This window comes from Serpentinimonas sp. SSL01 (assembly GCF_056323735.1).
Genome location: NZ_CM150487.1, coordinates 1,197,373 through 1,219,662, shown reverse-complemented (window position 1 = coordinate 1,219,662; position 22,290 = coordinate 1,197,373). Strand labels below are relative to the sequence as shown.

Genomic DNA, 22,290 nt, shown 5'->3' with positions numbered 1-22,290 from the left:
ATGCCTGCCCCCACTGCCCCACGCGCGCCGGCCACGGCTGGCGCCTATGCCGAAAGCTCGATTCGTGTCCTCAAGGGTCTGGAGCCGGTGCGCCAGCGCCCTGGCATGTACACCCGCACCGACCACCCGCTGCACATCGTGCAAGAGGTGATCGACAACGCCGCCGACGAGGCGCTGGCCGGTTTTGGCCGCAGCCTGCGCCTGACCCTGCACGCCGACGGCTCGGTCAGCGTCGAGGACGACGGGCGCGGCATCCCGCATGGGCTGCACCCGGAAGAAAACGCGCCGGTGCTGGAGCTGGTGTTCACGCGCTTGCACGCGGGCGGCAAGTTTGACAAAGGGCAGGGCGGGGCCTACCGCTTTTCGGGCGGGCTGCACGGGGTGGGCGTGAGCGTGACCAATGCGCTGGCGCGGCGGCTCGAGGTTTGCAGCCAGCGCGACGGGCAGCAAGCGCGCATGGTGTTTGCCGACGGCGCGGTGCTCGAGCCGCTGCAACTGCGGCCGCTGGCCAGCGGCGAGCGGCGCAGCGGCACCACGGTGCGCGTCTGGCCCGATGGCCGCTACTTTGACAGCCCGGTGCTGCCGCGGCCCGAGCTGCTGCACCTGCTGCGCAGCAAGGCGGTGCTGCTGCCGGGCCTGAGCGTGACCCTGCACGACGAAGCCACCGGCCAGAGCCAGCACTGGCAGTACCAAGGCGGCCTGCGCGACTACCTGCTGCAAAGCCTGGGCAGCGAGCCGCTGATCCCGCTGTTCGAGGGCAGCGGCAGCGCCGACGCCAGCCACGAGAGCTTTGCCGAGGGCGAGGGCGCGGACTGGGCGGTGGCCTTCAGCGAAGACGGGGCGCTGCTGCGCGAGAGCTACGTCAACCTGATCCCGACCAACGCCGGCGGCACCCACGACAGCGGCTTGCGCGACGGGCTCTACCAGGCGGTGCGCGGCTTCATCGAGCTGCACGCGCTGCTGCCCAAGGGCGTGCGCCTGCTGCCCGAAGACGTGTTTGCGCGCGCCAGCTACGTGTTGTCGGCGCGCGTGCTCGATCCGCAGTTTCAGGGCCAGATCAAGGAGCGCCTGAACTCGCGCGACGCGCTGCGGCTGGTGAGCGCCTTCGTGCGCCCGGCGCTCGAGCTGTGGCTGAACCAGCACGTGGAGCACGGGCGCAAGCTGGCCGAACTGGTGATCCGCGCCGCCCAGAGCCGCCAGCGCGCCAGTCTGAAAGTGGAAAAGCGCAAGGGCTCGGGCGTGGCCGTGCTGCCGGGCAAGCTCACCGACTGCGAAAGCCGCGACCTGGCGCGCAACGAGCTCTTTCTGGTCGAAGGCGACAGCGCCGGCGGCAGCGCCAAGATGGGGCGCGACAAAGAATGCCAGGCGGTGCTGCCGCTGCGCGGCAAGGTGCTCAACACTTGGGAGGTCGAGCGCGAGCGCCTGTTTGCCAACAACGAAATCCACGACATCGCCGTCGCCATCGGCGTCGATCCGCACGGGGTGCAGGACGGGTCGCCTGGGGACAAGGTGCTTAGCGGTGCCGGGCCGTCCCAAGCCGCGAGCGCCCCCTCGGGGGGCAGCGCAGCCCGCACAGCGGGCGAGCGTGGGGGTTCAGACGTACTCAGTGGGCTGCGCTACGGCAAGGTGTGCATTCTGGCCGATGCCGACGTCGATGGCTCGCACATCCAGGTGCTGCTGCTGACGCTGTTTTTGCGTCACTTCCCGGCCCTGATCGAGGCCGGCCACGTCTATGTGGCGCGCCCGCCGCTGTACCGCGTCGATGTGCCGGCGCGCGGCAAAAAACCGGCCACCAAGGCCTACGCGCTCGACGAGGGCGAGCTCGAGGCGATTCTGGACAAGTGCGCCAAAGACGGCGTGGCGCGCGCGCGCTGCAGCATCAGCCGCTTCAAGGGCCTAGGCGAGATGAACGCCGAGCAACTGTGGGACACCACCCTCAACCCCGACACGCGCCGGCTGCTGCCGGTGCGTCTGGGCGCCTTTGACGCCGCCGCCACCGCCGAGCGCATGACGCAGCTCATGGGCAAGGGCGAGGCGGCGGCGCGGCGCGCCCTGCTCGAGCGCTGGGGCGACGCGGTGGCGATCGACGTTTGATAGATGGTCTGATTGACGCCTGAGTCTCAAGCGCCCTCGGGTGCCGGTCGGCCGCTGTCGCTGCAGGCCAGCATGGTGTCGGCCTTGACCCACTGCTGCAGCAGGCGGCGCAGGTGGCTGAGGTCGTCGAGCAGGCCGTCGGCGCGTTCGGCCTCGATCTGCTGCGCCACCACCGCCGACAACAGGCTGGCTTTGCCGTGCTGATACAGGCGCTCAAACTCGGCCAGTTCGGCCGCGTTGCTGCTGCACGGCGCGCTCAGGCAGGTGCGCGCCGCGGCCAGCAGTTGGGGCAGGGCTTCGGGCGGGTTGGCCGCTGCAGCTGCAGCGGCCAAGCGCTGGGCGCTGGCGACCATGCGCCCGGCCTCGTCGAAGTAGCGCGTGGCACGCAGGCACAGCGTCAGGTCGTCCGAGACTTGGCGCGGCATGCGCGCGGCGCGCAGGCTGGCGATGTATTCGGTGATGGCGGCGGCCAGCTGGCGCGCGGCCTCGGCCTGGCTGCTGGCTTGGCGCTGGTTGTCCAGCGCCGCCGTGGCCACGCTGCCGATGGCGGCGCGCAGTCGCGGCAGTTCGGCGCGCACCGCGCCCAGCGCCAGCTCGGGTGAGCTGGCTAGGGTGTGGTCCAGGTGCTGCGGGCGCGCCAGTTGGTCATCGTGGCTGCGAAAAAAGCCTTCCAGCCAGTCTGCCAGCCGCTGCGTAAAGGGCAGCAGCAGCAACACCCCCATGACGTTGAATACGGTGTGAAACAGCGCCAGAAACACCGCCGGGTTGTCTTGCAGGTGCAAGGCAGAGGCCAGCCAGTCGATCAGCCACAGCATCAAGGGCAAAAGCAGCAGCGCCACGACCCCGGTGATGACGTTGAAACCGATGTGCCCCAGCGCCAGCCGCCGCGCCGCTGCCGTGGCCTTGAGCGCGGCCAAGGCGGCGGTGGCGGTGGTGCCCACATTGGCCCCGATCATCGCCGCCGCAGCGGTGGGCAGGTCGATCAGGCCGCCGGTGGCGGCAGTCAGAATGATGGCCACGGCGGCGCTGGACGACTGCGTTAAAAGCGTGACCACAAAGCCCAGCGCCAGCGCCGCCGCCCAGTGCACGCCCACGCCACCGGCAAGCGCATCGGCACCATAGGCGGCAGCCATGCCGCCAAAGGCTTGTTGCAGCAGATCCAGCCCCATAAAAAACAGGCCAAAGCCGATCAGCGCGTCGCCCAGGCCCTGGTAGCGCTGGTCTGACAGCAGCAAGCGCAAGGCCACCCCAGCGACGATGATCGGCAGCGCAAAGGCGTCGATGTCAAAGCCAAAGCCGATCAGGCTCACCAGCCAAGCGGTCATGGTGGTGCCGACGTTGGTGCCAAAAATCACCCCCAAGGCCTGGCGCAGATTCATCAGCCCGGCGTTGACGAAGCCGATGGCCGCCACCGTGACTGCGCTCGACGACTGCACCAGCGCCGTGACGGCGATGCCGGCGAACACGCCGCGCAGCGGGGTCGAAGTCCAGCGCCCGAGCAAGCGCTTGAGGCCGCTGCCGCCAAAGGCCTTGAGGCCCTCGGTCATCATCAGCATGGCAAACAAAAACAGCGCCAAGCCGCCGAGGGCCCAAGTGAGTTGTTGCAGGGTCATGATGCGCTTAGCTCAGGTTGAATGGGGACAAACGGGCCTCGACCCGCGCCAGCGCTTCGGGCGCGCCAAACAGCACCACCACGTCCTCGCTGTGCAGCAGCAGATCGGGGGCGGGGTTGAGCAGGCGCTGGCCGGCGCGCAACACGGCGGTGATTTCGACCGCGTCGGCCTCGAGTCCAAGCGCTTCGATGCGCTGGCCCACGGCGCTGCTGCCCGGCGGCAGCGCCACCGAGTGCAGGCGCGCTTGCGTGGCGTCGTCCCCGGCCAGCGTCGGGTCGCCTTGGAACAGCTCGCGCAGCAACCGGTAGCGGTCGCTGCGCGCCTCGCGCAGGCGCCGCAGCACGCGCGCCATCGGCACCTCGAGCAGCGTGAGCGCGTGCGCGACCATCATCATGCCGGCTTCGAGCGTTTCGGGCACCACCTCGGTGGCGCCGGCGGCGCGCAGGGCCTCGACCTGGCTTTCGTCGCGCGTGCGCACCATCACCGGCAACTCGGGGTGCTGCGCGCGCACCTGCTGCACCAGCTTGAGCGCCGCCGCCGGGTCGTCGTAGCTGATGATGAGCAAGCGCGCGCTGGCCAGCCCGACGGCATCGAGCACGCCGGCTTCGGCGGCGTTGCCATAGTACACCGGCTCGCCAGCGGCGTGGGCGTCGCGCACCAGTGCCGGATCGAGGTCGAGGGCCACGTGCGCAATGCCTTCGCGCTCGAGAAAATTGGCCACGCTCTGGCCGATGCGGCCATAGCCACACAAAATCACGTGCTGGCTCAGCTTGGGGCTGGTGTGGGCGTGTGGCTGTTGCGCGGCGGCGCTGGCGGCCACGCTCGGGCTGCTGGCCGGGCCCAGCAGCGCATTGCACACAAACTGGTTGTAGCGGATCAGGAACGGCCCAGCGATCAGGCTCAGTAGCACCGCCGCCAGTGCAATCTGCGCCGTCGGGTCGTCGATGCCGCCCCCGGCCAAGCCCAGCGCCAGCAGCGCAAAACCAAACTCGCCCCCGAGCGCCAGAATGAGCGCGGTGCGCAGCGCGGTGCGGCGCTCGATGCCAGCGGCCAGCACCAGCGCCGCCACCAGCACCAGCTTGATCGCCAGCAACGCCAGCGCGCCCAGCAGCGCCCAATGCCAGATCGCCAGCAACGCGGCCGGGTTGAAGAGCATGCCGATCGAGACGAAAAACAGCCCCAGCAGCACGTCGCGAAAGGGCCGAATGGTGGACTCGATCTGGTGCCTGAACTCGGTCTCGCCTAGCATCATGCCGGCCAGAAAGGCGCCAAAGGCCAGCGACAACCCGAGGCTTTCGGTGATGGCCGCGGAGGCCAGCGACACCAGCAGCACCGTGAGCGTGAACAATTCGGCCGAACGGCGCACCGCAATCGCATGAAACAGCGGCCGCAGCAACCAGCGCCCAGCCAAAAAGACCAAGACAAAAGCCAGCAGCGCCTTGAGCAGCGCCCAACCCAGCGGTTCGGCCAGCGAACCCGCTGCCGCCAAGCCCAGCACCGGGATGATGACCACGAACGGCACCGCGGTCACGTCCTGGAACACCGACATCGCCAGCCCCAAGCGGCCGTGGCGGCTGTGCTCCTCGCCTTGGTCGGCGAGCTGGCGCGCGATGATCACGGTCGATGACTGGGCAAACACCGCCCCGACGATGAAGGCCGCCACCGGGTCCAGCCCCAAGCCCCAGGCCCCCAGCCCCACCACGGCCGTGGTCAGCACCACCTGCCCGGTGCCCAGCCAGAGCACGGTGTGGCGCAGGGCGTAGATTTGCGGCAGCGAAAAATTGAGCCCGATCGTGAACAGCAAGAACACGATGCCGAACTCGGCCACCAAGCGGATGGTCTCGGTGTGGCTGATGAGGCCGGCCACGTAGGGCCCCAGCAGGGCGCCCACGGCCAGGTAGCCCAAGCTGGCCGGGATGCCGGTGCGCTGAAACAGCGCCACCGCCGCCACCGCAGCGGCCAGCAGCACCAAGAGTTCAAACAGCGGTGGCAGCGTCATGGGGCGCGATGGTGCCGTGCATCAATCAGTGTGCATGGGCGCACGGGAGTAAACAGGCCGCCAGCGCCCCAGCAGCCCACGGTGCCCAGCGAAGCTTCAGGGTTGTTGCCAGCGAAACACCCGCATCGGCGGCACGTTGCGCCATTCCCACTCGAAGCTGGGTTCGCCCATCTCCGGCGTGGTGTAACTGGCCACATGAGCGCGGAACTGGTAGGCGACAAAACGGCCACCGGGGGCCAAATGGTCCTTGATGGCGGCGACGATGCTCTGGGCCACCGGCACCGGCAGGGTGGAAAACGGAATCCCCGAGACCACCACATCGGGCGCTGGCAGGCCCCAGCGCTCTAGGTGCAGCCCTAGGTCGGCGGCGCTGCCTTCTTGTACCAGCAGCCGCTGGTCTTGGTTGCGCTGGCGCAGTCGGTTGGAGAATTCGGGGTTGAGCTCGATCGCCAACAACCGCGCCTGCGGCGACATGGCGCGCAGCAGCGCGCGCGTGCTGCCGCCGGTGCCGGGCCCGAGTTCGATCACGCAGCGCGCGCGCGCCAAGTCGCAGGCGCGCACCACACCTTGTTCCAGATAGGGCGAACTGGGCACCACCGAGGCCACCGACATCGGCTGCGCCATGAAGCCGCGCAGAAAAGCCATTGCGTCGGCCAAACGCGAGTCTTGCTTTGTGCGATTTGGGGTCTGGTGCTCGAACGGGTGGTTGGCAGCGATGCTGCGGGGCTCGGCACTGCGGTCCTTGTGATTGGTCGGCACTGGTGCTCCTAGGGGTAATCGAGGGTAAAAACCAAGCCGAAGAATGGCGGCTGGGGGGCAATGGCGCTACTGTAACCCAGTCGAGCGGGGATTTCACGCGCTTGTCATCTGAGAAAGATCAGGGGAAACCGCTAGCAAGGGGCGATTTGTGACACTTCGTGGTTAAAAATTCAAAAGTCTGTCACAAAACTGCCACAATTCATGCATAGGATCAAGGATGTCCCATAAACCTTCCTCCAAAGGAACCCGATGAAACGCACTTTCCTGAAAACCGTGGCCGCCACCGCTGCGCTGGCTATGACCGGCGGCTTTACCAAGCTGGCCACCGCTTCGACCATCATCACCGGCGCCGGCGCATCGCTGCCGTTCCCGATTTACTCCCGCTGGGCTGAAGCCTACCGCGCCGCGACCGGCGTGCAACTGAACTACCAATCGATCGGCTCTTCGGCCGGCATCCGCCAGATTCGCGCCCGCACCGTCACCTTTGGTGCCACCGACGCCCCAGTGTCCGGCGCCGATCTCGAGCGCGATGGCATGGTGCAGTTCCCGGCCATCATCGCCGGCGTCGTGCCCATGTACAACCTCGAAGGCTTTCGCCCCGGCGAGCTGCGCCTGACCGGCCAGCTGTTGGCCGATATGTTCAGCGGCCGCATCGTCAACTGGAACGACCCGCGCATTGCCGCCGTCAACCCGGGCCGCACCTTCCCGAACCAAGGCATCACCGTGGTGCACCGCGCCGACGGCTCGGGCACCACCTTTGTCTTTACCGACTACCTCTCGGCCGTGAGCCCGGAGTGGGCCAGGAGCGTGGGCCGCGGTGCCACCGTGCGCTGGCCGGCGGCTTCGTCCATCGGTGGTCGCGGCAGCGAAGGCCTGTCGGCCATCGTGGCGCGCACCCGCGGGGCGATTGGCTACGTCGAGTTCTCGTACGCGCGGCGCAACAACATCCCGCACATGGCGATGCAAAACGCCGCCGGTAACTTCGTCCAGCCCGATGACCGCACCTTCTCGGCCGCCGCCGCCGCCATCGACTGGTTCAGCGTGCCGGGCATGGGCGTGTCGATGGTCAACGCCGCCGGTGCCAACTCGTGGCCCATGGCCACGGCTTCGTTCATCCTGATGTACAAGCAGCCGGCCAACGTGGCCGAAAGCAACGCCGTGCTGGCCTTCTTTGACTGGGCTTTCCGCAGCGGCGACGCCTTGGCGCTGGAGATGGACTTCGTGCCGATCCCAGACACCTTGGCCGAAGCCATTCGGACCCGGGTTTGGAGCCAGATTCGCCGCGCTTAAGTCGCTGCCGATGACGTTGCCGCGCGCCCGTTGTGCGGCAACAGCGGTGCATCCGCCGTGCCGTCTCTGGCGCACGGCGGATTGCAATTTATCTACCTAGTATGGGCTGATTATGATAGGTGCCAGTTCCACTACGACGCTCGACCCCCCTATGTCCACCCCTATGCAAGCGCACGACTTGGGCCACCCCCACGTGCTCGCCATCGCCAAGCGCCAGCGCTTGCACGACGCCCTTTTTTACCGCGTCTCGCAAGCCTTTGCCGTGTTGGTGCTGATGGCGCTCATCGGCATCATCGCCACCCTGTTTATCAACGCCTGGCCGGCGTTTCGCGAGTTCGGCTTTGCCTTCATCTGGACCGCCGAATGGGACGTGGTCAACGAGCAGTTTGGCGCCCTCATGGCCATCATCGGCACCTTGGCCACTTCGGCCATTGCCATGATCATCGGCGTGCCGCTGGCCTTTGGCATCGCGTTGTTCCTCAGCGAAACCTGCCCGGTCTGGCTGCGCCGGCCGCTGGGTACGGCGGTCGAGCTGCTGGCCGCCATCCCGTCCATCATCTACGGCATGTTCGGCCTGTTCGTGTTTGCGCCGCTGTTTGCCGACTACTTCCAGATCCCGGTGCAAGAGCTGATGGCCGGGATGCCCATCGTCGGCGCCATCTTTGGCGGCGTGCCCAACGGGCTGGGCATTTTGGCCGCCGGCATCATCCTGTCGTTTATGGTGCTGCCCTACATGGCCGCCGTCACGCGCGACGTGTTTGAAGTGGTGCCGCAAATCCTGCGCGAATCGGCCTATGGCTTGGGTGCCACCACCACCGAAGTGGTGCGCCATGTGGTCATGCCCTACGCCTTCAAGGGCGTGGTCGGGGCCGTGATGTTGGGCTTGGGGCGCGCGCTGGGCGAGACCATGGCCGTGACCTTCGTCATCGGCAACGCACACCGCATCCCCGAGACCATCAACGCGCCGGGCGTGTCGATCACCTCGGCGCTGGCCAACGAGTTTGCCGAGTCCTTTGGCATGCACATGCACACCCTGTTTGCGCTCGGTTTCCTGCTCTTTATCCTGACCTTTGTGGTGCTGGCGCTGGCGCGGCTGCTGATTTTGCGGGTCGAAGAAGGCAAGGGCAGCAAAGGATACTGATATGCAAATCAACCAATCGCTCTACAACCAGCGCCGGCGCAAAAACGCTGCCATCATGGCCTTTTCTGGCGTCGCCTCGTTGATCGGGCTGGCGGTGCTGGTCTGGATTTTGTTCGTGCTGTTTTCCAATGGCTTTTACGCCCTCGATTGGGAAATCTTCACCCAAGACACACCCGCGCCCGGCACGCCCGGCGGCGGCTTGCGCAACGCCATCGTCGGCAGTTTGATCATGGTCGGCTGCGCGGTGCTGATCTCGACCCCGATCGGTGTCTTGGCCGGCATTTACTTGGCCGAGTTTGGCGACGCCAACAAGACCGCCAGCGTCACGCGCTTCGTCAACGAGGTCATGCTCTCGGCGCCGTCGGTGGTGCTGGGCTTGTTCGTGTTTGCGGTCGTGGTCATGACCATGGGCAATTTTTCGGGCTATGCCGGCATGATCGCGCTGTCGCTGATCGCCATTCCGGTGGTGATCAAAACCACCGAAAACATGATGCGCATGATCCCCGGCAGCTTGCGCGAGGCCGCGTTCGCGCTCGGCGCGCCGCACTGGAAGGTGGCGACCATGGTGGTGCTGCGCGGCGCCCGCGCCGGCGTCATCACCGGCGTGCTGCTGGCGCTGGCGCGCATCAGTGGCGAGACCGCGCCGCTGCTCTTTACCGCGCTCAACAACCAGTTCTTCACCCTCGACATGGACGGCCCCATGGCCAACCTGCCGGTCTGGATCTACCACATGGCCATGAGCCCATTCGACAACTGGAACGAGCTCGCTTGGGCGGGCGCTTTGCTCATCACCTTGACGGTGCTGGCGATCAACATCACGGCACGCATTTTGTTCCGTGAGCGCGTCAAAGTCTAAATTAAGTCCTTCTGCAAACTGGAAATTCGTATATGTCTGAAGCCTCTATCGAGCCACGCAACGCCATCGAGGTGCGCAACCTCAACTTTTACTACGGCGGCTTTCATGCCCTGAAAACCGTCAACCTCGACATCATCGAGCGCAAGGTCACGGCCTTTATCGGCCCCTCGGGTTGCGGCAAATCGACGCTGCTGCGCACCCTGAATCGCATGTACAGCCTGTACCCGGGCCAGCGCGCCGAGGGCTTGATCAGCTTTTATGGCCAAAACATCCTCGACGAAAAGCAGGACTTGAACCTGCTGCGCGCGCGCATCGGCATGTTGTTCCAAAAACCGACGCCGTTTCCGATGTCGATCTACGACAACATCGCATTTGGCGTCAAGCTCTACGAAAAACTCAGCCGCGCCGACATGGACGAGCGCGTGCAGTGGGCCCTGAGCAAAGCCGCACTCTGGAACGAAGTCAAAGACAAGCTCAAGCAAAGCGGCCTGAGCCTGTCGGGCGGGCAGCAGCAGCGCCTGTGCATCGCGCGCAGCGTGGCGGTCAAGCCCTCGGTGCTGCTGCTCGACGAGCCCACGGCGTCGCTGGACCCGATCTCGACCGGCAAGGTCGAGGAACTGGTGCACGAACTCAAAAAAGACTACACCATCGCCATCGTCACCCACAACATGCAGCAGGCGGCGCGTTGCAGCGACTACACCGCCTACATGTACTTGGGCGAGCTGATGGAGTACGGCGCCACCGAACAGATTTTCTTCAAGCCCAAGCGCACCGAGACCGAAGACTACATTACAGGAAGGTTTGGTTGATCATGAGTGAAAAACTGCTCTCCAGCCAGTTCGAAGCCGAACTGGCCCACGCCACCGCCCGCATGCTCGAAATGGGCGGCTTGGTCGAATCCCAGCTGCGCCAGTGCATATACGCCTTGCATCACCTCAGCCTCGAGACCGTGCAGCAGGTGCTCCAGCAAGAGGCGCTGGTGAATAATTTTGAAGTCGAAATCGATTACGAAATCACCAGCACCATGAGCCGGCGCCAGCCCACGGCGCGCGACTTGCGCTTGCTGGTGGCCTTGTCGCGTGTGGTCATGAACCTCGAGCGGGTGGGCGACAAAGCGGCGCGCATTGCCAAGCTCATTCGGGCGCACATTCAGGCCGGGGCGCCGCGCGCCTTGCCCAGTGGGGATCTGGAATCCAGTTTGTCGTATGCCATCGAGCAGCTGCACCAAACCCTGGACGCTTTTGCTCGCCTTGATGCCCATGCGGCCAACACGGTCATCAATTCGGACGACCGGCTCGATGAAGATTACGCCGGTTACACGCGCAAGCTCATCACCTACATGATGGAAGACCCGCGCACCATCGGCAGCAGCCTCAATCTGTTGTTTTTGGCCAAGGCCATCGAGCGCGTCGGCGATCACGCCAAAAACATCGCCGAAGCCACGATTTACGTCGTCAAAGGTGCCGACGTGCGCCACGCCAGCGAAGAGGAAAGGAAATCGGCCCTGCAATGAGAAAACTCCCCCGGGTGCTGGTGGTCGAAGACGAGCCGGCCATCGCCGAACTGATCGCCGTCAACCTGCGCCACAACGGCTTTGCACCCACGGTGGCCTTTGATGGCGAGTCGGCGCAGCGCGAAGTCGATTCGGTGCTGCCCGACGTGATCCTGCTCGACTGGATGCTGCCTGGCGAGAGCGGGGTGGCGTTGGCCAAACGCTGGCGCTTGCAAGAGCGCATCAAAACGGTGCCGATCATTTTGCTCACCGCCCGCACCGAAGAGTCCGACAAGGTGCAGGGGCTCGACGCCGGGGCCGACGATTACGTCACCAAGCCGTTTTCTACACAGGAGTTGTTGGCGCGCATACGCGCGGTGCTGCGGCGCCGTGCGCCCGAGATCGTCAACGACGCAGTGCAATTGGGCGATTTGACGCTGGATGCTTCGACCTACCGCGTGATGTTGAGTGGCAGCGAGCTCAAGATCGGCCCGACCGAATTCAAGCTGCTGCACTACCTGATGAAACACCCCGAGCGGGTGCACACACGCGGCTTTTTGCTCGATCGCATTTGGGGCGACCATGTGTTCATCGAAGAGCGCACCGTCGATGTGCATGTGAAACGCCTGCGCGAGTCGCTCGGCGTTGCCGGAATCATGATCGAGACGGTGCGTGGCGCCGGGTACCGCATCACGGCCAACCCCATCAAGGTCAAGCCCAAACCCGACATTGCCGAGGCATGATGCGACGCCTGCTGGAGCTGCTGGCGTTTACGCTGGCTGCTGGCGCGTTGGCCGCAGCGTTTGGGGTTGCCAGTTGGCTGCCGGTGCTGGGCAGTGCTGTTGGTGCGCTGTTGTGGTTCGCATTCGATGCGCTGCGGGCGCGGCGCGTGCTTGATTGGTTGCGCCATGGCAGCGCAGCCGCGCCTCCGCTCGCCGTGGGTGTGTGGGCCGAGGTGGTCGAGCGTGCGCGGAAATCGTTCAAAATTCTGAATCGCAAGGCGCGCAAGAGCGAGGCGCGTTTGCAAGAGTTTTTGGCCGCCATTCAGGCCTCACCCATCGGCGTGGTGTTGCTCGATAAATCCGCTGCCATCGAGTGGAGCAATTTCACAGCGGCCCAGCACCTGGGTTTTGACCCCAAGCGCGATCTCAAACAACCCATACGCCACTTGGTGCGCGCGCCCGAATTCATCGATTATTTGGTGCAGGGCGATTACGCCCAGGCGGTCGAGATCGATGGCCGCGACGCCACCCCGGGCCACCCGCAGCGCATTTCCATCAACCTCTACCTCTACGGCAAGGGGCGGCGTCTGATGCTGACGCGCGAAATCACGGCGGTGGAATTGGCCGAAGCCATGCGGCGCGATTTCGTGGCCAATGTGTCGCACGAAATTCGCACCCCTCTGACCGTGGTCAGCGGTTTTATCGAGACCTTGCAAACGCTGGAATTGTCGGCCAGCGAGCGGCGCGAGTACCTCGAATTGATGAGCACCCAAGCTCAGCGCATGCAAAGCCTGGTCAGCGATCTGCTCACCTTTTCAAGGCTCGAAGGCAGCCCGGTGCCCGGTGTGGGCGAGTGGATCGACGCCCAAGCCATGCTGCAGCAGGTGGTCAACGAGGCGCAGGCGCTGTCGGAGGTGTTGGGCAGGGGTCCGCATCAGGTGCTGGCCCAAAGCGGCCCGTCTTTTCTGATTGCGGGCGCGCGCGCCGAGTTGCACAGCGCCATGTCAAACCTCCTCAACAACGCGGTGCGCCATACCCCGGCGGGTGCGCAGGTGAGAGCCGGCTGGACGTTGAACAACGATGGCGGCGCCGGTTTTTATGTCAGCGACGACGGACCGGGCATCGAGGCCGAGCATCTGCCGCGCCTGACCGAGCGCTTTTACCGCGTGGACCGCAGCCGCTCGCGCGAAACCGGTGGCACCGGACTGGGCTTGGCGATCGTCAAGCACGTGGCGCAGCGCCATGGGGGCTTGGTGCAGATCGAGAGCGCGCCGGGCCAAGGTTCGACCTTTCGTATCATCTTGCCGCCCAGCCGGGTGCTAAACCACAGCGATTAGCTTGTGGCTGCGCTCGCGGCGTGGTGTGGCCGGGCTTACTGCTGGGTTGGGTCACCTGGGCGGCGCTCGAACACCAGCCAGACGTCGCGGCCTGGGCGCAGGCGCGGCTCCTCGCGCAGCAGCTGCCACTGGCGCAGGTTGATCTGTGGGTGCAGGGTCACAAAGGCTTCGGAACTGACCACCAAGCGCGGGCAGTGAGCATCGGCCGCACCGCCGCTGATGCGCTGCACGCGCAGGCCACCGTGGTACTGCAAGGCGGCGATTTGTTCGTGCGCCAGCCCGTGCACCAGCACGCACTGCTGCGCCGGTGTCAGGGCGGCCACGCGCTGGCTGATGGGCGCCAGCCCCATGCCGTGGTTGAGCACTGGCAACCAGAGCGTGAGCAGCAACGACCAGCACAGCGTGATCCCGCTGGCCGACAACACCAGGCTTTTCCAGAGCGCGGGTTGGTGGCGGCCGGTGCGCCAGGCGATCACACCCAGCCACGCCAAGGTGAGGATGGCCGCTGGTGCAAACAGACGGGCTTCGAATTGCGGCACAAAATTAGGCAGCAGCTTGGCCACGTTTTCGGCCGGTTCGGCGGGCACGCCCGTCATCATGGCCACCCAGATGATCCAGATGATGATCGCCGAGGCGCTAAAGAGCAGCATCGCCAGCCAGTCGATCAAAGCGGCGGCGCTGCGCGACAGGGTGGGCAAGGCAAAGGCCGCCAGCAGCGCCAAGGCCGGCAGCGCCAGCAGCAAGATGCGGTCGCTGCCGCGGTGGACAAAGGTTGCCAGCAGCAGCCCAAGCAGCCACAACAGAGGCAGCAGCAAGTGTGGGCTGCGCCATTGCCGGCGCCACTTCCACAGCGTCCAAGCGGCCAGCAGGGCGCAGGGCCAAGTGAACCAGAGCAACAGCCGGGCCAAGCTCTCCCACGAAGCCCCAAGCTGCCAGTGCGGCAGGATGCCGGGCCAGTCCAGCCAGCCAGCGGGCCAGCCGATCGCGTACACCAGAGCGGCGGGCACCAGCGCCAAGCCGGCCATAGAGCCGCGCAGCGCTTGCGAGGGTATGGCTGGGTTGAAAGTGCCGCACCACCGCGCGCACTCGCCGCCGAGCAGCAGCAACAGGGCGATGCCCGGCGCGCCGCTCAAAGCCAAGCCAGCCATGGCCAGCCCCCAGAGCGCTAGGGTGGTGCTTAAGCGCAGTTCCGAATGAAAGCTGCGCGCGTAGGCCCACAGACCCAGCGCCACAAAGGCCAGTCGCGCCGCATCCACGCTGGATTGGTGCGCCAGCAGGGCCAAGCCGAGGCAGGCCATCAAAGCCAACAAGGCGGCGTCGGCCAAGGCGCGGGCGTAGTGGGTGGGGTGCGCTTGGCCGCCAAAGGCAAAAACCACCGGCTGGGCACCGGGCTGGCGCGCAAAGTGGTAGGCGGCGTACCAAGTCGAGATCAGGGTCAGGGCCAGCAAGGCCATGAAGGGCAGCTGGGCCGCTTGGTGGGCGGGCAGCCACGGCAAGGCGTAGATGGCCAACGCGCCGAGCCAGTAGGGCAGCCAGCCGATGCCCAGCGCCGTTTCGCCCAGCAGCTGCGGGTGCAGCCATTGGCCGGGGTGGGCGGCGAGCTCGCGCATCACACCCAACGAGGCCAGGTCGGCGTTGCGCCACGGGTCGCGGCCGATGAAGCCAGGCAAAACGTAGAGCAGCCCCAGCGTCCACAACACCCAGCGCGGCAAGCGCCGGGCGGCGTGCTGGCTCACGAGGGCGGGGCTGGGGTGGTTCACGGGTGGCTAAAACTGGCTTAGGTGGCGGTTGCCGAAGCCAAGAAAAAAGCAGCCTTGCGGCTGCTCATCGGTGGCACGCAGGCGGCCGACCAGTTTACTTGGCCGTGCGGGCGAAGCGGTTGCGGAATTTTTCCACGCGACCGCCCATGTTGTCCACGCTCTTTTGCGTGCCGGTGTAAAAAGGGTGCGATTCGCTCGAGGTGTCGAGCTTGTAGAGCGGTAGCTCGCGCCCGTCGTCGAGCTTGATGGTCTCGCGGGCGTTGACGCAGGAGCGGATCACGAACTGCTGGTTGTTCGACAAATCGACGAAGCAGACTTCGCGGTAGTTGGGGTGGATGCCGGATTTCATGGCTTTACCTATCAAATGGGGCGCAAAGGACAACGCAGCAGCCACTACCGGCCCATCCGGCAGCACTTTCCGCAAAACTCGAATTATAACCGCTGGCTGTGGTGTTGGGCACAAACATGGTGTTGAGCACAGACCTGATCAACCGCCCGAACCTCAGCCGCCGCGGCGCATGAGGTCGAAGAACTCGTGGTTGTTCTTGGTCTGCTTCATGTTTTTGAGCACCATTTCCATGGACTCGATCTCGTCCATGTTGTACATGAACTGGCGCAGGATGCGGGTTTTTTGCAAAATTTCGGGTGCCAGCAGCAGCTCTTCGCGCCGCGTGCCGCTGCGGTTGAGCTGCACGGCGGGAAAGACGCGTTTCTCGTACAGGCGCCGGTCCAGGTGCAGCTCGGAGTTGCCGGTGCCCTTGAATTCCTCGAAGATCACCTCGTCCATGCGGCTGCCGGTGTCGATCAGGGCGGTGGCGATGATGGTCAGCGAGCCGCCTTCTTCGACGTTGCGCGCGGCACCAAAAAAACGCTTCGGGCGCTGCAAGGCGTTGGCATCGACGCCGCCCGAGAGCACCTTGCCCGAGCTCGGCAGCACGTTGTTGTAGGCGCGCGCCAAGCGGGTGATCGAGTCGAGCAAAATCACCACGTCTTTTTTGAGCTCGACCAAGCGCTTGGCGCGCTCGATCACCATTTCGGCCACGTGCACGTGGCGCGTGGCCGGCTCGTCGAAGGTGGACGAGATCACTTCGCCCTTGACGGTGCGCTGCATCTCGGTGACTTCTTCGGGGCGCTCATCGACCAGCAGCACCATCAGCGTGACTTCGGGGTAGTTGGCCGCCAAGGCGTGGGCGATGGTCTGCATCATCACCGTTTTGCCGCTCTTGGGCGGGGCCACGATCAGGCCGCGCTGGCCCTTGCCGATGGGCGCGATCAGGTCGATCACGCGGCCGGTGATGTTTTCTTCGGTCTTGATCTCGCGCTCGAGCCGCATCTGCTGCTGCGGAAACAGCGGCGTGAGGTTCTCGAACATCACCTTGTGCTTGTTGTGCTCGGGCGACAGGCCGTTGATTTTGTCGAGCTTGTTGAGGGCGAAGTAGCGCTCGCCGTCTTTGGGCGTGCGCACCTCGCCTTCGATCATGTCGCCGGTGTGCAGGTTGAAGCGCCGGATCTGGCTGGGCGAGATGTAGATGTCGTCGGTGGAGGCGGTGAAGCTGGTGTCCATGTTGCGCAGGAAACCAAAGCCGTCGGGCAGCACCTCGAGCACGCCGTCGGCAAACACCTGCTCGCCGGTTTTGGCGCGCTTTTTGATGATCGCAAACATCAGCTCCTGTTTGCGCATGCGGCCGGTGTTTTCGATTTCCAGCGCATCGGCCTGCTTGAGCACTTCCGAGACGTGCAAGGCCTTGAGTTCGTTGAGATGCATGGGGTGCGCTCCTGCGAGGAGTCGGGGAAAAAAAGGGGGATACGGGAGAATCAGGGACTGTTCTGCAAGACAGGGCCAGCCGGGAAGCGGCAGCCTAGGGCAGTTTAGGGGGCGGGCAGTTCGGAGCGGGCCTGTAGGGGCGCCATGCTCGGGAAGCCAGCCGGATTATGACAGGAAAATCCCCTTGGCGCGGGTGCCCAATACACACAAGGGGGCACAAGGAGATACGATAGGGCACAAGGGGGAATGCTGGCTGGGCAGCTATGCCTTTTGCAACCAGTGGGCGAACAAAAACAAGCAACTCGCCAGCCGCCAACGGAACCCAACCCGCACGCTGCGCGCGCAGCGCCCGAACTGTGTGGGGGGCGGTGCGAGCGCCCAATCAGGCCAAGTTGGAGTCGATGAAGGCGCTGAGTTGCGCTTTGTTGAGGGCACCCACCTTGGTGGCTGCGACCTTGCCGTCTTTGAAGACCATCAGCGTGGGGATGCCGCGAATGCCGAACTGCGCCGGCACTTGGCGGCTCTCATCGACGTTCATTTTGGTGATCTGCAGCTTGCCGTTGTAGTGGGTGGCCAGCTCGTCTAGGATGGGGGCGACGGTGCGGCAGGGGCCACACCACTCGGCCCAAAAATCGACCAATACCGGCAGGGAGGACTTGATCACGTCGGCGTCGAAGCTGGCGTCGGTGACTTGCTTGATCAGGGGGTTGGCCATGTGGGTTTGCCTCGTCGTTGCATCGCTGCAGTTAATTGTGCGTCTGGATCGGGAAAAGAAGGAAATTGGGGGGTGACGAGCCTCGACCCCGGCACTGGATTCACAGTTAGGGCTGCTTGGTTCCCCACCTGACCCGGTTGGCCGCTTCACCATGCGGGAAGGCCCGTCGGGTCTGATTGTAAGCCAGAGAATAGAATGGGCGCATGTCGTACCTCGTTTTGGCCCGCAAGTACCGGCCGCAGAACTTTGCCCAGATGGTGGGCCAAGAGCACGTGGTGCAAGCACTGGGCAACGCCTTGCGCAGCCAGCGCCTGCACCACGCCTACCTGTTTACTGGCACGCGCGGGGTAGGCAAGACCACGGTGTCGCGCATCCTGGCCAAATCGCTCAACTGCACCGGGCCCGATGGCGCCGGGGGTATCACGGCCGAACCCTGTGGCCAGTGCCCGGCCTGCCGCGAGATCGACGCCGGGCGCTTCGTCGATTACACCGAGCTCGACGCCGCCTCCAATCGCGGTGTCGATGAGGTGCAGGCGCTGCTGGAGCAGGCGGTCTATAAGCCGGTGCAGGGGCGCTTCAAGGTGTTCATGATCGACGAAGTGCACATGCTCACCGGGCACGCCTTCAACGCCATGCTCAAAACGCTGGAAGAGCCGCCGGCCTACCTCAAGTTCGTGCTCGCCACCACCGACCCGCAAAAGGTGCCGGTGACGGTGCTCAGCCGTTGTCTGCAGTTCAACCTGCGCCCCATGCCCCCGCAAACGGTGCAGCAGCACCTCGAGCAGGTGCTGCAGGCCGAGCAGGTGCCGTTTGAGGCCGGTGCGCTGCGCTTGCTGGCACGCGGCGCGCGCGGCTCGATGCGCGATGCCCTGAGCCTGACCGACCAAGCCATCGCCTTTGGCGCTGGGCAGCTGCAAGAGGCGGCGGTGCGCCAGATGCTGGGCGCGGTGGAGCGCGGCCATGCGCTGCGCTTGGTTGAAGCCTTGGCAGCCGGAGACGGCGCCAGCGTGGTGCAGACGGTGCAGGCCTTGCGTCTGCAAGGCTACGCCGCCGCGTCGGCGCTCGAAGAGATGGTGGGCCTGCTGCAGCGCATGGCGGTGCTGCAGGCGGTGCCGGCGCAGTTGCAGCCCCACGACCCCGAAGACGCCGACTGCGCCCGCCTGGCGGCTTTGCTGCCCCCCGACCAGACGCAACTGCTCTATAGCCTGTGCCTGCACGGGCGCGCCGAACTCGGGCTGGCCCCGGACGAATACGCGGCGCTGAACATGGTGCTGCTGCGGCTGCTGGCCTTCAGGCCCGAAGGGGTGGAAAAAAAAAGCCTGAAAAGCGCTGAGCCGTTTGATGCGGCGGGGCAGGGGCGGGCGGCTGCGACACCTTTGCCTGCATCTGCCCCCAGCACAACTGTTATCCCAACTGCCAGCCCCGCTCTCAGCCTTGTTGCCGACCCTGCAGTTGCGGAGCCTGAAACGTTGCAGCCTGCCGCGCAACCCCTGCCGGTGCCCAGCCCAGCCTCTCCCGAGCCGACGGGCGCTTCTGTCTCCCCAACCCCCGCCGACACAGCCCCTTTGCCCGATTTCTGGCAGAGTGTGGTCAGCGACTTGGTGCAGCGTGAAGCGGTGACGGCGCTTACGCGCGAGCTGGCCTTGCAGGCCGAGTTGGTGCGGCGCGAACCCGGCTGCTGGACGCTGCGCGTGGCGCAGGCGGCGCTGGCCAATGGCAGCGCGCGCGAGCGGCTGCAGTCGGCGCTGGCGCAGGCTGGGCATGCGGTGAGGCTGGAGCTGGAAATCGCCCCCGCGCACGACACCCCCGCCCAGCGTGCGGCTGCGGCTGCGCAGGCGCGTTTGCAAGCCGCGCACGACAGCTTGCTGCAAGACCCCTTCGTGCAGTCCATGCTGCGCGACTTTGGCGGCAAAATCGTGCCCGGCAGCTTGCAAGCGCTCTGAGCCACGAGCGGTTTGCGACAATCCCCTCAAAACCCTTCCAAATCCCCCCTCCAAACAAAGGAAACCCATGTTCAACAAAGGACAACTGGCCGGCCTGATGAAGCAGGCGCAAGCCATGCAGGAAAACATGAAAAAGGCCCAAGACGAGCTGGCCACGCTCGAGGTCACGGGCGAATCCGGGGCTGGTCTGGTCAAGGTGGTGATGAACGGCAAGCACGCCGTCAAGCGCGTCAGCATCGACCCCAGCCTGCTGGCCGAGGACAAAGACATGCTCGAAGACTTGGTCGCTGCTGCCTTCAACGCCGCTGTGCGCCGGGTTGAGGAAAATTCACAGGAAAAACTGGGCAAACTCAGCGCCGGCATGCCCAGCTTGCCCGGCGGCATCAAGCTGCCTTTCTGAGTCGGCCAAGCGCGATCGGCACACCCATGGCCAAAGCGCTCGAGTCGCTGTTGCGCGCGCTGCAAGGCCTGCCCGGGGTGGGGGCCAAGACAGCCTCGCGCATGGCTTTTCACCTGCTGCAACACGACCGCGATGGCGCGCTGGAGCTGGCGCGGGCGCTCACGCGCGGGGTGGCCGAGCTGCGCCATTGCACGCGCTGTTACACCTTCACCGACGCCGACCTGTGCCCCACCTGCACCGACCCAGCGCGCGACGACACCCTGCTGTGCGTGGTCGAAACCCCCGCCGACCAGGCGGCGCTGGAGCGCACCGGCGTGTACAAAGGGCGCTACTTTGTGCTCATGGGCAAACTCGGCCCGCTGGCGGCGCTGGGGCCGCAAGAAAACGGTGTGTTGCGCCTGCTCGAGCGCCTGCAAGGCGCCCAAGGGGATGCGGTGCGCGAACTGGTGCTGGCCACCAGTTTCACCGCCGAAGGCGAAGCCACCGCGCACCTGATCTCCCAAGCGCTCAAGGGGCGCGACATCAAAGTGACCCGGCTGGCGCGCGGCGTGCCGCTGGGCAGCGAGCTCGAGTACGTGGACTTGGGCACCATTGCCCACGCGCTGGCCGATCGGCGCTAACGCCATGCAATGGCGTTCAATGGCGCTGAACTCTAGGCTAGCACCGTTGTCGCCCAACTTCAGCGCCTGTCGGCCGTGCCCTTGCCCAGCGCAGTTTTAAGCCGACTTTTTCAACCAAGTCAGCACTGGCCAGGTGAGCACCCAGAGCGCCACACCGACCCCCACCGCCGTACCGATGGTGAACAGCCAGTCGGCGAATTGATTGACCCTAGATCCGGCAGTTACCCGCTCGCCGCCAACGCGGGCGGTGGTCGCGGTGGCAGGATGACGGGCGCGATGCGGTCGCTGATGTAGCGCAGCAGGCAGCCCCAGCGGTCCAGGTCCTTGAACTGCTCCGCAGCAGCCTTGACGTGTTGCAAGGCCTTGCCGATGTTGGCGATCAGCCGCTTGAGCATCTCGGTCTTGCCGTGCAGCGGCGTCAGGTACAGCGTCGTCTGGTTGGCATGGCTGGCGGCCTTGCCCACCGCGGCGAGCAGCAGCGGGCGGCTGGTGATGGCCTCCAGGCGCCCGCTGGGGTGCGCTGCCCTGCAGTACCAACTCCACCAGTTGTAGACCAGCGCACAGGCCCGGGCCACGGTCTGGCAGCGGTTGATGTCCTGGGTGGTGAAGCCCCCCAACCCCCATTGGTTCTTCAGCTCGTCGAAGGCGTTCTCGGCATCGGCGCGGTCGCGGTAGAGCTGCGCGATCGACTCCAGCGGGTACTCCAGATCGGTGACGAACACCGCGTACTCCCACAGCCGCTCGCCCTCATGCACGCTCGGGCCCGCCAGGTCCAGCCGCAGCTGCCTGTCATCCACGCGCCGCTCACGCGCGATGCCGCCGCGGACGTGCTGGCGCACGATGACGACGCGGCGCGTCTTGCTCCAGCCGTGCAGCCGCAGCTGGGCCTCGACCATCTGGCAGCCCTGGCTGTCGGCGCGACTCCAGTCGGTGCGCGCGAACTGCTGCGCGACCAGGCGCTGCACGTTCCTGGTCTGCCCCAGCCGCAGCAGGTAGGGCTGCGCGCGCTCTTCCAGCGTCAGCAGGATGCCCTCGTTGCCGTAACCGGAGTCGCCCCGCACCGGCGCCGGGCGGCGCTCGCCCAACTCGTCGAGCAGCCGGCCCAGCGCCGTCTTGGCATGCCCGCTGGTGTGCTGCTTGCCCGAACTCACCTGCACGTCCAGCACCAGGAGCAGGTTGCTCACCAGGAAGGTGTGCAGCACGTGGCTGGGCCGCATCGGCTTGGTCGGGTTGTAGCCGATCTCGGCGCCCTCCTGGCGCCCGTACAGCGGCTTGATGCTGGCGTCGATGTCCAGCACCCAGGGGCGATCGAGCGTCTCGCGCACCGAATGCATCAGGCTCGGGCGCAGCCACGCCGTGCTGGCTGCTTCGTCGATGCGCTCGAGCGCCCGGCGCAGCGCATCCTCGCTGACGACCTTGTTCATCCCCAGCGCCTGTGCGGCCACCGCATCGCCGCGCAGCGCGGTGATGTGCGCGTAGCGCCGGTGCCCAGCCAGCAGCCCCAGCAGCAGCGTGCCCAGGACGTCACGCTTGTCTGGCGCGTTGCCACTGCGGTAGGCCAGCGGGCAGCCCTCAACCCAGCGCTCGAACACGCCGGTGGCAGCCAGGAACTCCGCGAAGAACACCAGCTGCCCGTGCGGCGTGGCCGCCGCGCCCTCGTCCCAGCGCACGTGCATGCGCCCGCCCAGCGTGTCCACGACTTGCGGCTCGCCAGGCTCCTGGCCACCCCCTCGGCGCGCCGCCAGCGCCTTGCGTCTTGCATCACCCATCGGGTGAGTGTGCCA

General features: G+C 65.7%; 20 protein-coding genes, 1 tRNA gene and 1 other RNA gene. 11 read left to right on the top strand and 11 right to left on the bottom strand.

The window, feature by feature from the left end:
• A complete protein-coding gene (locus tag ACVMK0_RS05775) occupies positions 1-2,094 on the top strand; it encodes a DNA topoisomerase IV subunit B (RefSeq protein WP_476464603.1) in 2,094 nt (697 codons plus the stop codon).
• Between the two features lie 26 nt (positions 2,095-2,120).
• Here ACVMK0_RS05775 and ACVMK0_RS05770 read toward each other — a convergent pair whose 3' ends face one another.
• The 3 genes from ACVMK0_RS05770 to ACVMK0_RS05760 all read right to left on the bottom strand — a co-directional run bounded on the left by ACVMK0_RS05770 (position 2,121) and on the right by ACVMK0_RS05760 (position 6,465).
• On the bottom strand, positions 2,121-3,707 hold the full coding sequence (locus tag ACVMK0_RS05770; RefSeq protein ID WP_476464602.1) for a Na/Pi cotransporter family protein: 1,587 nt from the start codon (positions 3,705-3,707) through the stop codon (positions 2,121-2,123).
• Between the two features lie 7 nt (positions 3,708-3,714).
• Complete coding sequence (locus ACVMK0_RS05765) at positions 3,715-5,706, bottom strand: monovalent cation:proton antiporter family protein (protein ID WP_476464601.1); 1,992 nt, start codon at positions 5,704-5,706, stop codon at positions 3,715-3,717.
• 96 nt (positions 5,707-5,802) lie between these two features.
• Positions 5,803-6,465: a class I SAM-dependent methyltransferase gene (locus ACVMK0_RS05760; protein ID WP_197539317.1), complete on the bottom strand. Its 663-nt coding sequence runs from the start codon at positions 6,463-6,465 to the stop codon at positions 5,803-5,805.
• Positions 6,466-6,714: 249 nt separating this feature from the next.
• Here ACVMK0_RS05760 and pstS point away from each other — a divergent pair, with 249 nt between their 5' ends.
• From pstS to pstA, 3 genes are all read left to right on the top strand, one after another.
• The gene (gene pstS, locus ACVMK0_RS05755) at positions 6,715-7,755 is read left to right on the top strand and encodes a phosphate ABC transporter substrate-binding protein PstS (protein WP_476464600.1); all 1,041 of its coding nucleotides are present in this window, start codon (positions 6,715-6,717) and stop codon (positions 7,753-7,755) included.
• Positions 7,756-7,906: 151 nt separating this feature from the next.
• Complete coding sequence (gene pstC / locus ACVMK0_RS05750) at positions 7,907-8,896, top strand: phosphate ABC transporter permease subunit PstC (protein WP_476464599.1); 990 nt, start codon at positions 7,907-7,909, stop codon at positions 8,894-8,896.
• Position 8,897: 1 nt separating this feature from the next.
• Positions 8,898-9,752 carry a phosphate ABC transporter permease PstA gene (pstA, locus tag ACVMK0_RS05745; protein ID WP_045535707.1) on the top strand — a complete coding sequence of 285 codons (855 nt, stop codon included), beginning with the start codon at positions 8,898-8,900 and terminating at the stop codon, positions 9,750-9,752.
• Here pstA and ACVMK0_RS05740 read toward each other — a convergent pair.
• Both ACVMK0_RS05740 and ACVMK0_RS05735 read right to left on the bottom strand, forming a co-directional pair.
• A complete protein-coding gene (locus tag ACVMK0_RS05740; protein WP_148311822.1) occupies positions 9,749-10,018 on the bottom strand; it encodes a hypothetical protein in 270 nt (89 codons plus the stop codon). The two genes, pstA and ACVMK0_RS05740, sit on opposite strands and share 4 nt — an antisense overlap.
• Positions 10,019-10,026: 8 nt before the next feature.
• Positions 10,027-10,132, bottom strand: a tRNA-OTHER gene (locus ACVMK0_RS05735).
• Here ACVMK0_RS05735 and ACVMK0_RS05730 point away from each other — a divergent pair.
• Genes ACVMK0_RS05730 through phoR form a run of 4 tightly spaced genes read left to right on the top strand, consistent with a single transcriptional unit; the run spans position 10,100 to position 13,303 of the window.
• Positions 10,100-10,561: a phosphate ABC transporter ATP-binding protein gene (locus ACVMK0_RS05730; RefSeq protein WP_148311821.1), complete on the top strand. Its 462-nt coding sequence runs from the start codon at positions 10,100-10,102 to the stop codon at positions 10,559-10,561. The two genes, ACVMK0_RS05735 and ACVMK0_RS05730, sit on opposite strands and share 33 nt — an antisense overlap.
• 2 nt (positions 10,562-10,563) lie before the next feature.
• On the top strand, positions 10,564-11,265 hold the full coding sequence (gene phoU, locus ACVMK0_RS05725) for a phosphate signaling complex protein PhoU (RefSeq protein ID WP_045535704.1): 702 nt from the start codon (positions 10,564-10,566) through the stop codon (positions 11,263-11,265).
• Complete coding sequence (phoB, locus tag ACVMK0_RS05720; RefSeq protein ID WP_045535702.1) at positions 11,262-11,987, top strand: phosphate regulon transcriptional regulator PhoB; 726 nt, start codon at positions 11,262-11,264, stop codon at positions 11,985-11,987. Before phoU ends, phoB begins: the two co-directional genes overlap by 4 nt.
• Positions 11,984-13,303, top strand: a complete 1,320-nt coding sequence (gene phoR, locus ACVMK0_RS05715) for a phosphate regulon sensor histidine kinase PhoR (protein WP_476464598.1) — start codon at positions 11,984-11,986, stop codon at positions 13,301-13,303. The genes phoB and phoR overlap by 4 nt, the downstream gene beginning before the upstream one ends.
• Before the next feature lie 35 nt (positions 13,304-13,338).
• On the opposite strand, the gene ACVMK0_RS05710 is transcribed toward phoR, so the two are convergent.
• From ACVMK0_RS05710 to ffs, 5 genes are all read right to left on the bottom strand, one after another.
• Complete coding sequence (locus ACVMK0_RS05710) at positions 13,339-15,063, bottom strand: hypothetical protein (protein WP_476464597.1); 1,725 nt, start codon at positions 15,061-15,063, stop codon at positions 13,339-13,341.
• Positions 15,064-15,157: 94 nt separating this feature from the next.
• On the bottom strand, positions 15,158-15,412 hold the full coding sequence (locus ACVMK0_RS05705; RefSeq protein WP_045535699.1) for a type B 50S ribosomal protein L31: 255 nt from the start codon (positions 15,410-15,412) through the stop codon (positions 15,158-15,160).
• 153 nt (positions 15,413-15,565) lie between these two features.
• Positions 15,566-16,828 carry a transcription termination factor Rho gene (gene rho / locus ACVMK0_RS05700; RefSeq protein WP_045535698.1) on the bottom strand — a complete coding sequence of 421 codons (1,263 nt, stop codon included), beginning with the start codon at positions 16,826-16,828 and terminating at the stop codon, positions 15,566-15,568.
• Between the two features lie 382 nt (positions 16,829-17,210).
• On the bottom strand, positions 17,211-17,543 hold the full coding sequence (trxA, locus tag ACVMK0_RS05695) for a thioredoxin TrxA (RefSeq protein WP_045535697.1): 333 nt from the start codon (positions 17,541-17,543) through the stop codon (positions 17,211-17,213).
• Positions 17,544-17,614: 71 nt separating this feature from the next.
• An RNA gene (ffs, locus tag ACVMK0_RS05690) (signal recognition particle sRNA small type) lies at positions 17,615-17,711 on the bottom strand.
• A 35-nt stretch (positions 17,712-17,746) separates the two neighbouring features.
• On the opposite strand from ffs, the gene dnaX reads away from it, so the two are divergent.
• The 3 genes from dnaX to recR all read left to right on the top strand — a co-directional run bounded on the left by dnaX (position 17,747) and on the right by recR (position 20,506).
• Entirely contained in the window at positions 17,747-19,486 is a 1,740-nt protein-coding gene (dnaX, locus tag ACVMK0_RS05685) for a DNA polymerase III subunit gamma/tau (RefSeq protein WP_476464596.1), read from the top strand.
• Between the two features lie 67 nt (positions 19,487-19,553).
• Positions 19,554-19,886, top strand: coding sequence for a YbaB/EbfC family nucleoid-associated protein (locus ACVMK0_RS05680; RefSeq protein ID WP_045535694.1), 333 nt, complete (start codon positions 19,554-19,556; stop codon positions 19,884-19,886).
• Between the two features lie 26 nt (positions 19,887-19,912).
• Positions 19,913-20,506, top strand: coding sequence for a recombination mediator RecR (recR, locus tag ACVMK0_RS05675; RefSeq protein WP_045535693.1), 594 nt, complete (start codon positions 19,913-19,915; stop codon positions 20,504-20,506).
• Between the two features lie 221 nt (positions 20,507-20,727).
• Here recR and ACVMK0_RS05670 read toward each other — a convergent pair whose 3' ends face one another.
• Entirely contained in the window at positions 20,728-22,275 is a 1,548-nt protein-coding gene (locus tag ACVMK0_RS05670; RefSeq protein WP_476464595.1) for a transposase, read from the bottom strand.
• Positions 22,276-22,290: the final 15 nt, after the last annotated feature.

Excerpts from the sequence above, each read along its gene's own strand:
- ACVMK0_RS05775 (WP_476464603.1), top strand. The coding sequence starts at position 1 with ATGCCTGCCCCCACTGCCCCACGCGCGCCGGCCACGGCTGGCGCCTAT.
- ACVMK0_RS05770 (WP_476464602.1), bottom strand. The coding sequence starts at position 3,707 with ATGACCCTGCAACAACTCACTTGGGCCCTCGGCGGCTTGGCGCTGTTT.
- ACVMK0_RS05765 (WP_476464601.1), bottom strand. The coding sequence starts at position 5,706 with ATGACGCTGCCACCGCTGTTTGAACTCTTGGTGCTGCTGGCCGCTGCG.
- pstS (WP_476464600.1), top strand. The coding sequence starts at position 6,715 with ATGAAACGCACTTTCCTGAAAACCGTGGCCGCCACCGCTGCGCTGGCT.
- pstC (WP_476464599.1), top strand. The coding sequence starts at position 7,907 with ATGTCCACCCCTATGCAAGCGCACGACTTGGGCCACCCCCACGTGCTC.
- pstA (WP_045535707.1), top strand. The coding sequence starts at position 8,898 with ATGCAAATCAACCAATCGCTCTACAACCAGCGCCGGCGCAAAAACGCT.
- ACVMK0_RS05730 (WP_148311821.1), top strand. The coding sequence starts at position 10,100 with ATGTCGATCTACGACAACATCGCATTTGGCGTCAAGCTCTACGAAAAA.
- phoU (WP_045535704.1), top strand. The coding sequence starts at position 10,564 with ATGAGTGAAAAACTGCTCTCCAGCCAGTTCGAAGCCGAACTGGCCCAC.
- phoB (WP_045535702.1), top strand. The coding sequence starts at position 11,262 with ATGAGAAAACTCCCCCGGGTGCTGGTGGTCGAAGACGAGCCGGCCATC.
- phoR (WP_476464598.1), top strand. The coding sequence starts at position 11,984 with ATGATGCGACGCCTGCTGGAGCTGCTGGCGTTTACGCTGGCTGCTGGC.
- ACVMK0_RS05705 (WP_045535699.1), bottom strand. The coding sequence starts at position 15,412 with ATGAAATCCGGCATCCACCCCAACTACCGCGAAGTCTGCTTCGTCGAT.
- rho (WP_045535698.1), bottom strand. The coding sequence starts at position 16,828 with ATGCATCTCAACGAACTCAAGGCCTTGCACGTCTCGGAAGTGCTCAAG.
- trxA (WP_045535697.1), bottom strand. The coding sequence starts at position 17,543 with ATGGCCAACCCCCTGATCAAGCAAGTCACCGACGCCAGCTTCGACGCC.
- dnaX (WP_476464596.1), top strand. The coding sequence starts at position 17,747 with ATGTCGTACCTCGTTTTGGCCCGCAAGTACCGGCCGCAGAACTTTGCC.
- ACVMK0_RS05680 (WP_045535694.1), top strand. The coding sequence starts at position 19,554 with ATGTTCAACAAAGGACAACTGGCCGGCCTGATGAAGCAGGCGCAAGCC.
- recR (WP_045535693.1), top strand. The coding sequence starts at position 19,913 with ATGGCCAAAGCGCTCGAGTCGCTGTTGCGCGCGCTGCAAGGCCTGCCC.
- ACVMK0_RS05670 (WP_476464595.1), bottom strand. The coding sequence starts at position 22,275 with ATGGGTGATGCAAGACGCAAGGCGCTGGCGGCGCGCCGAGGGGGTGGC.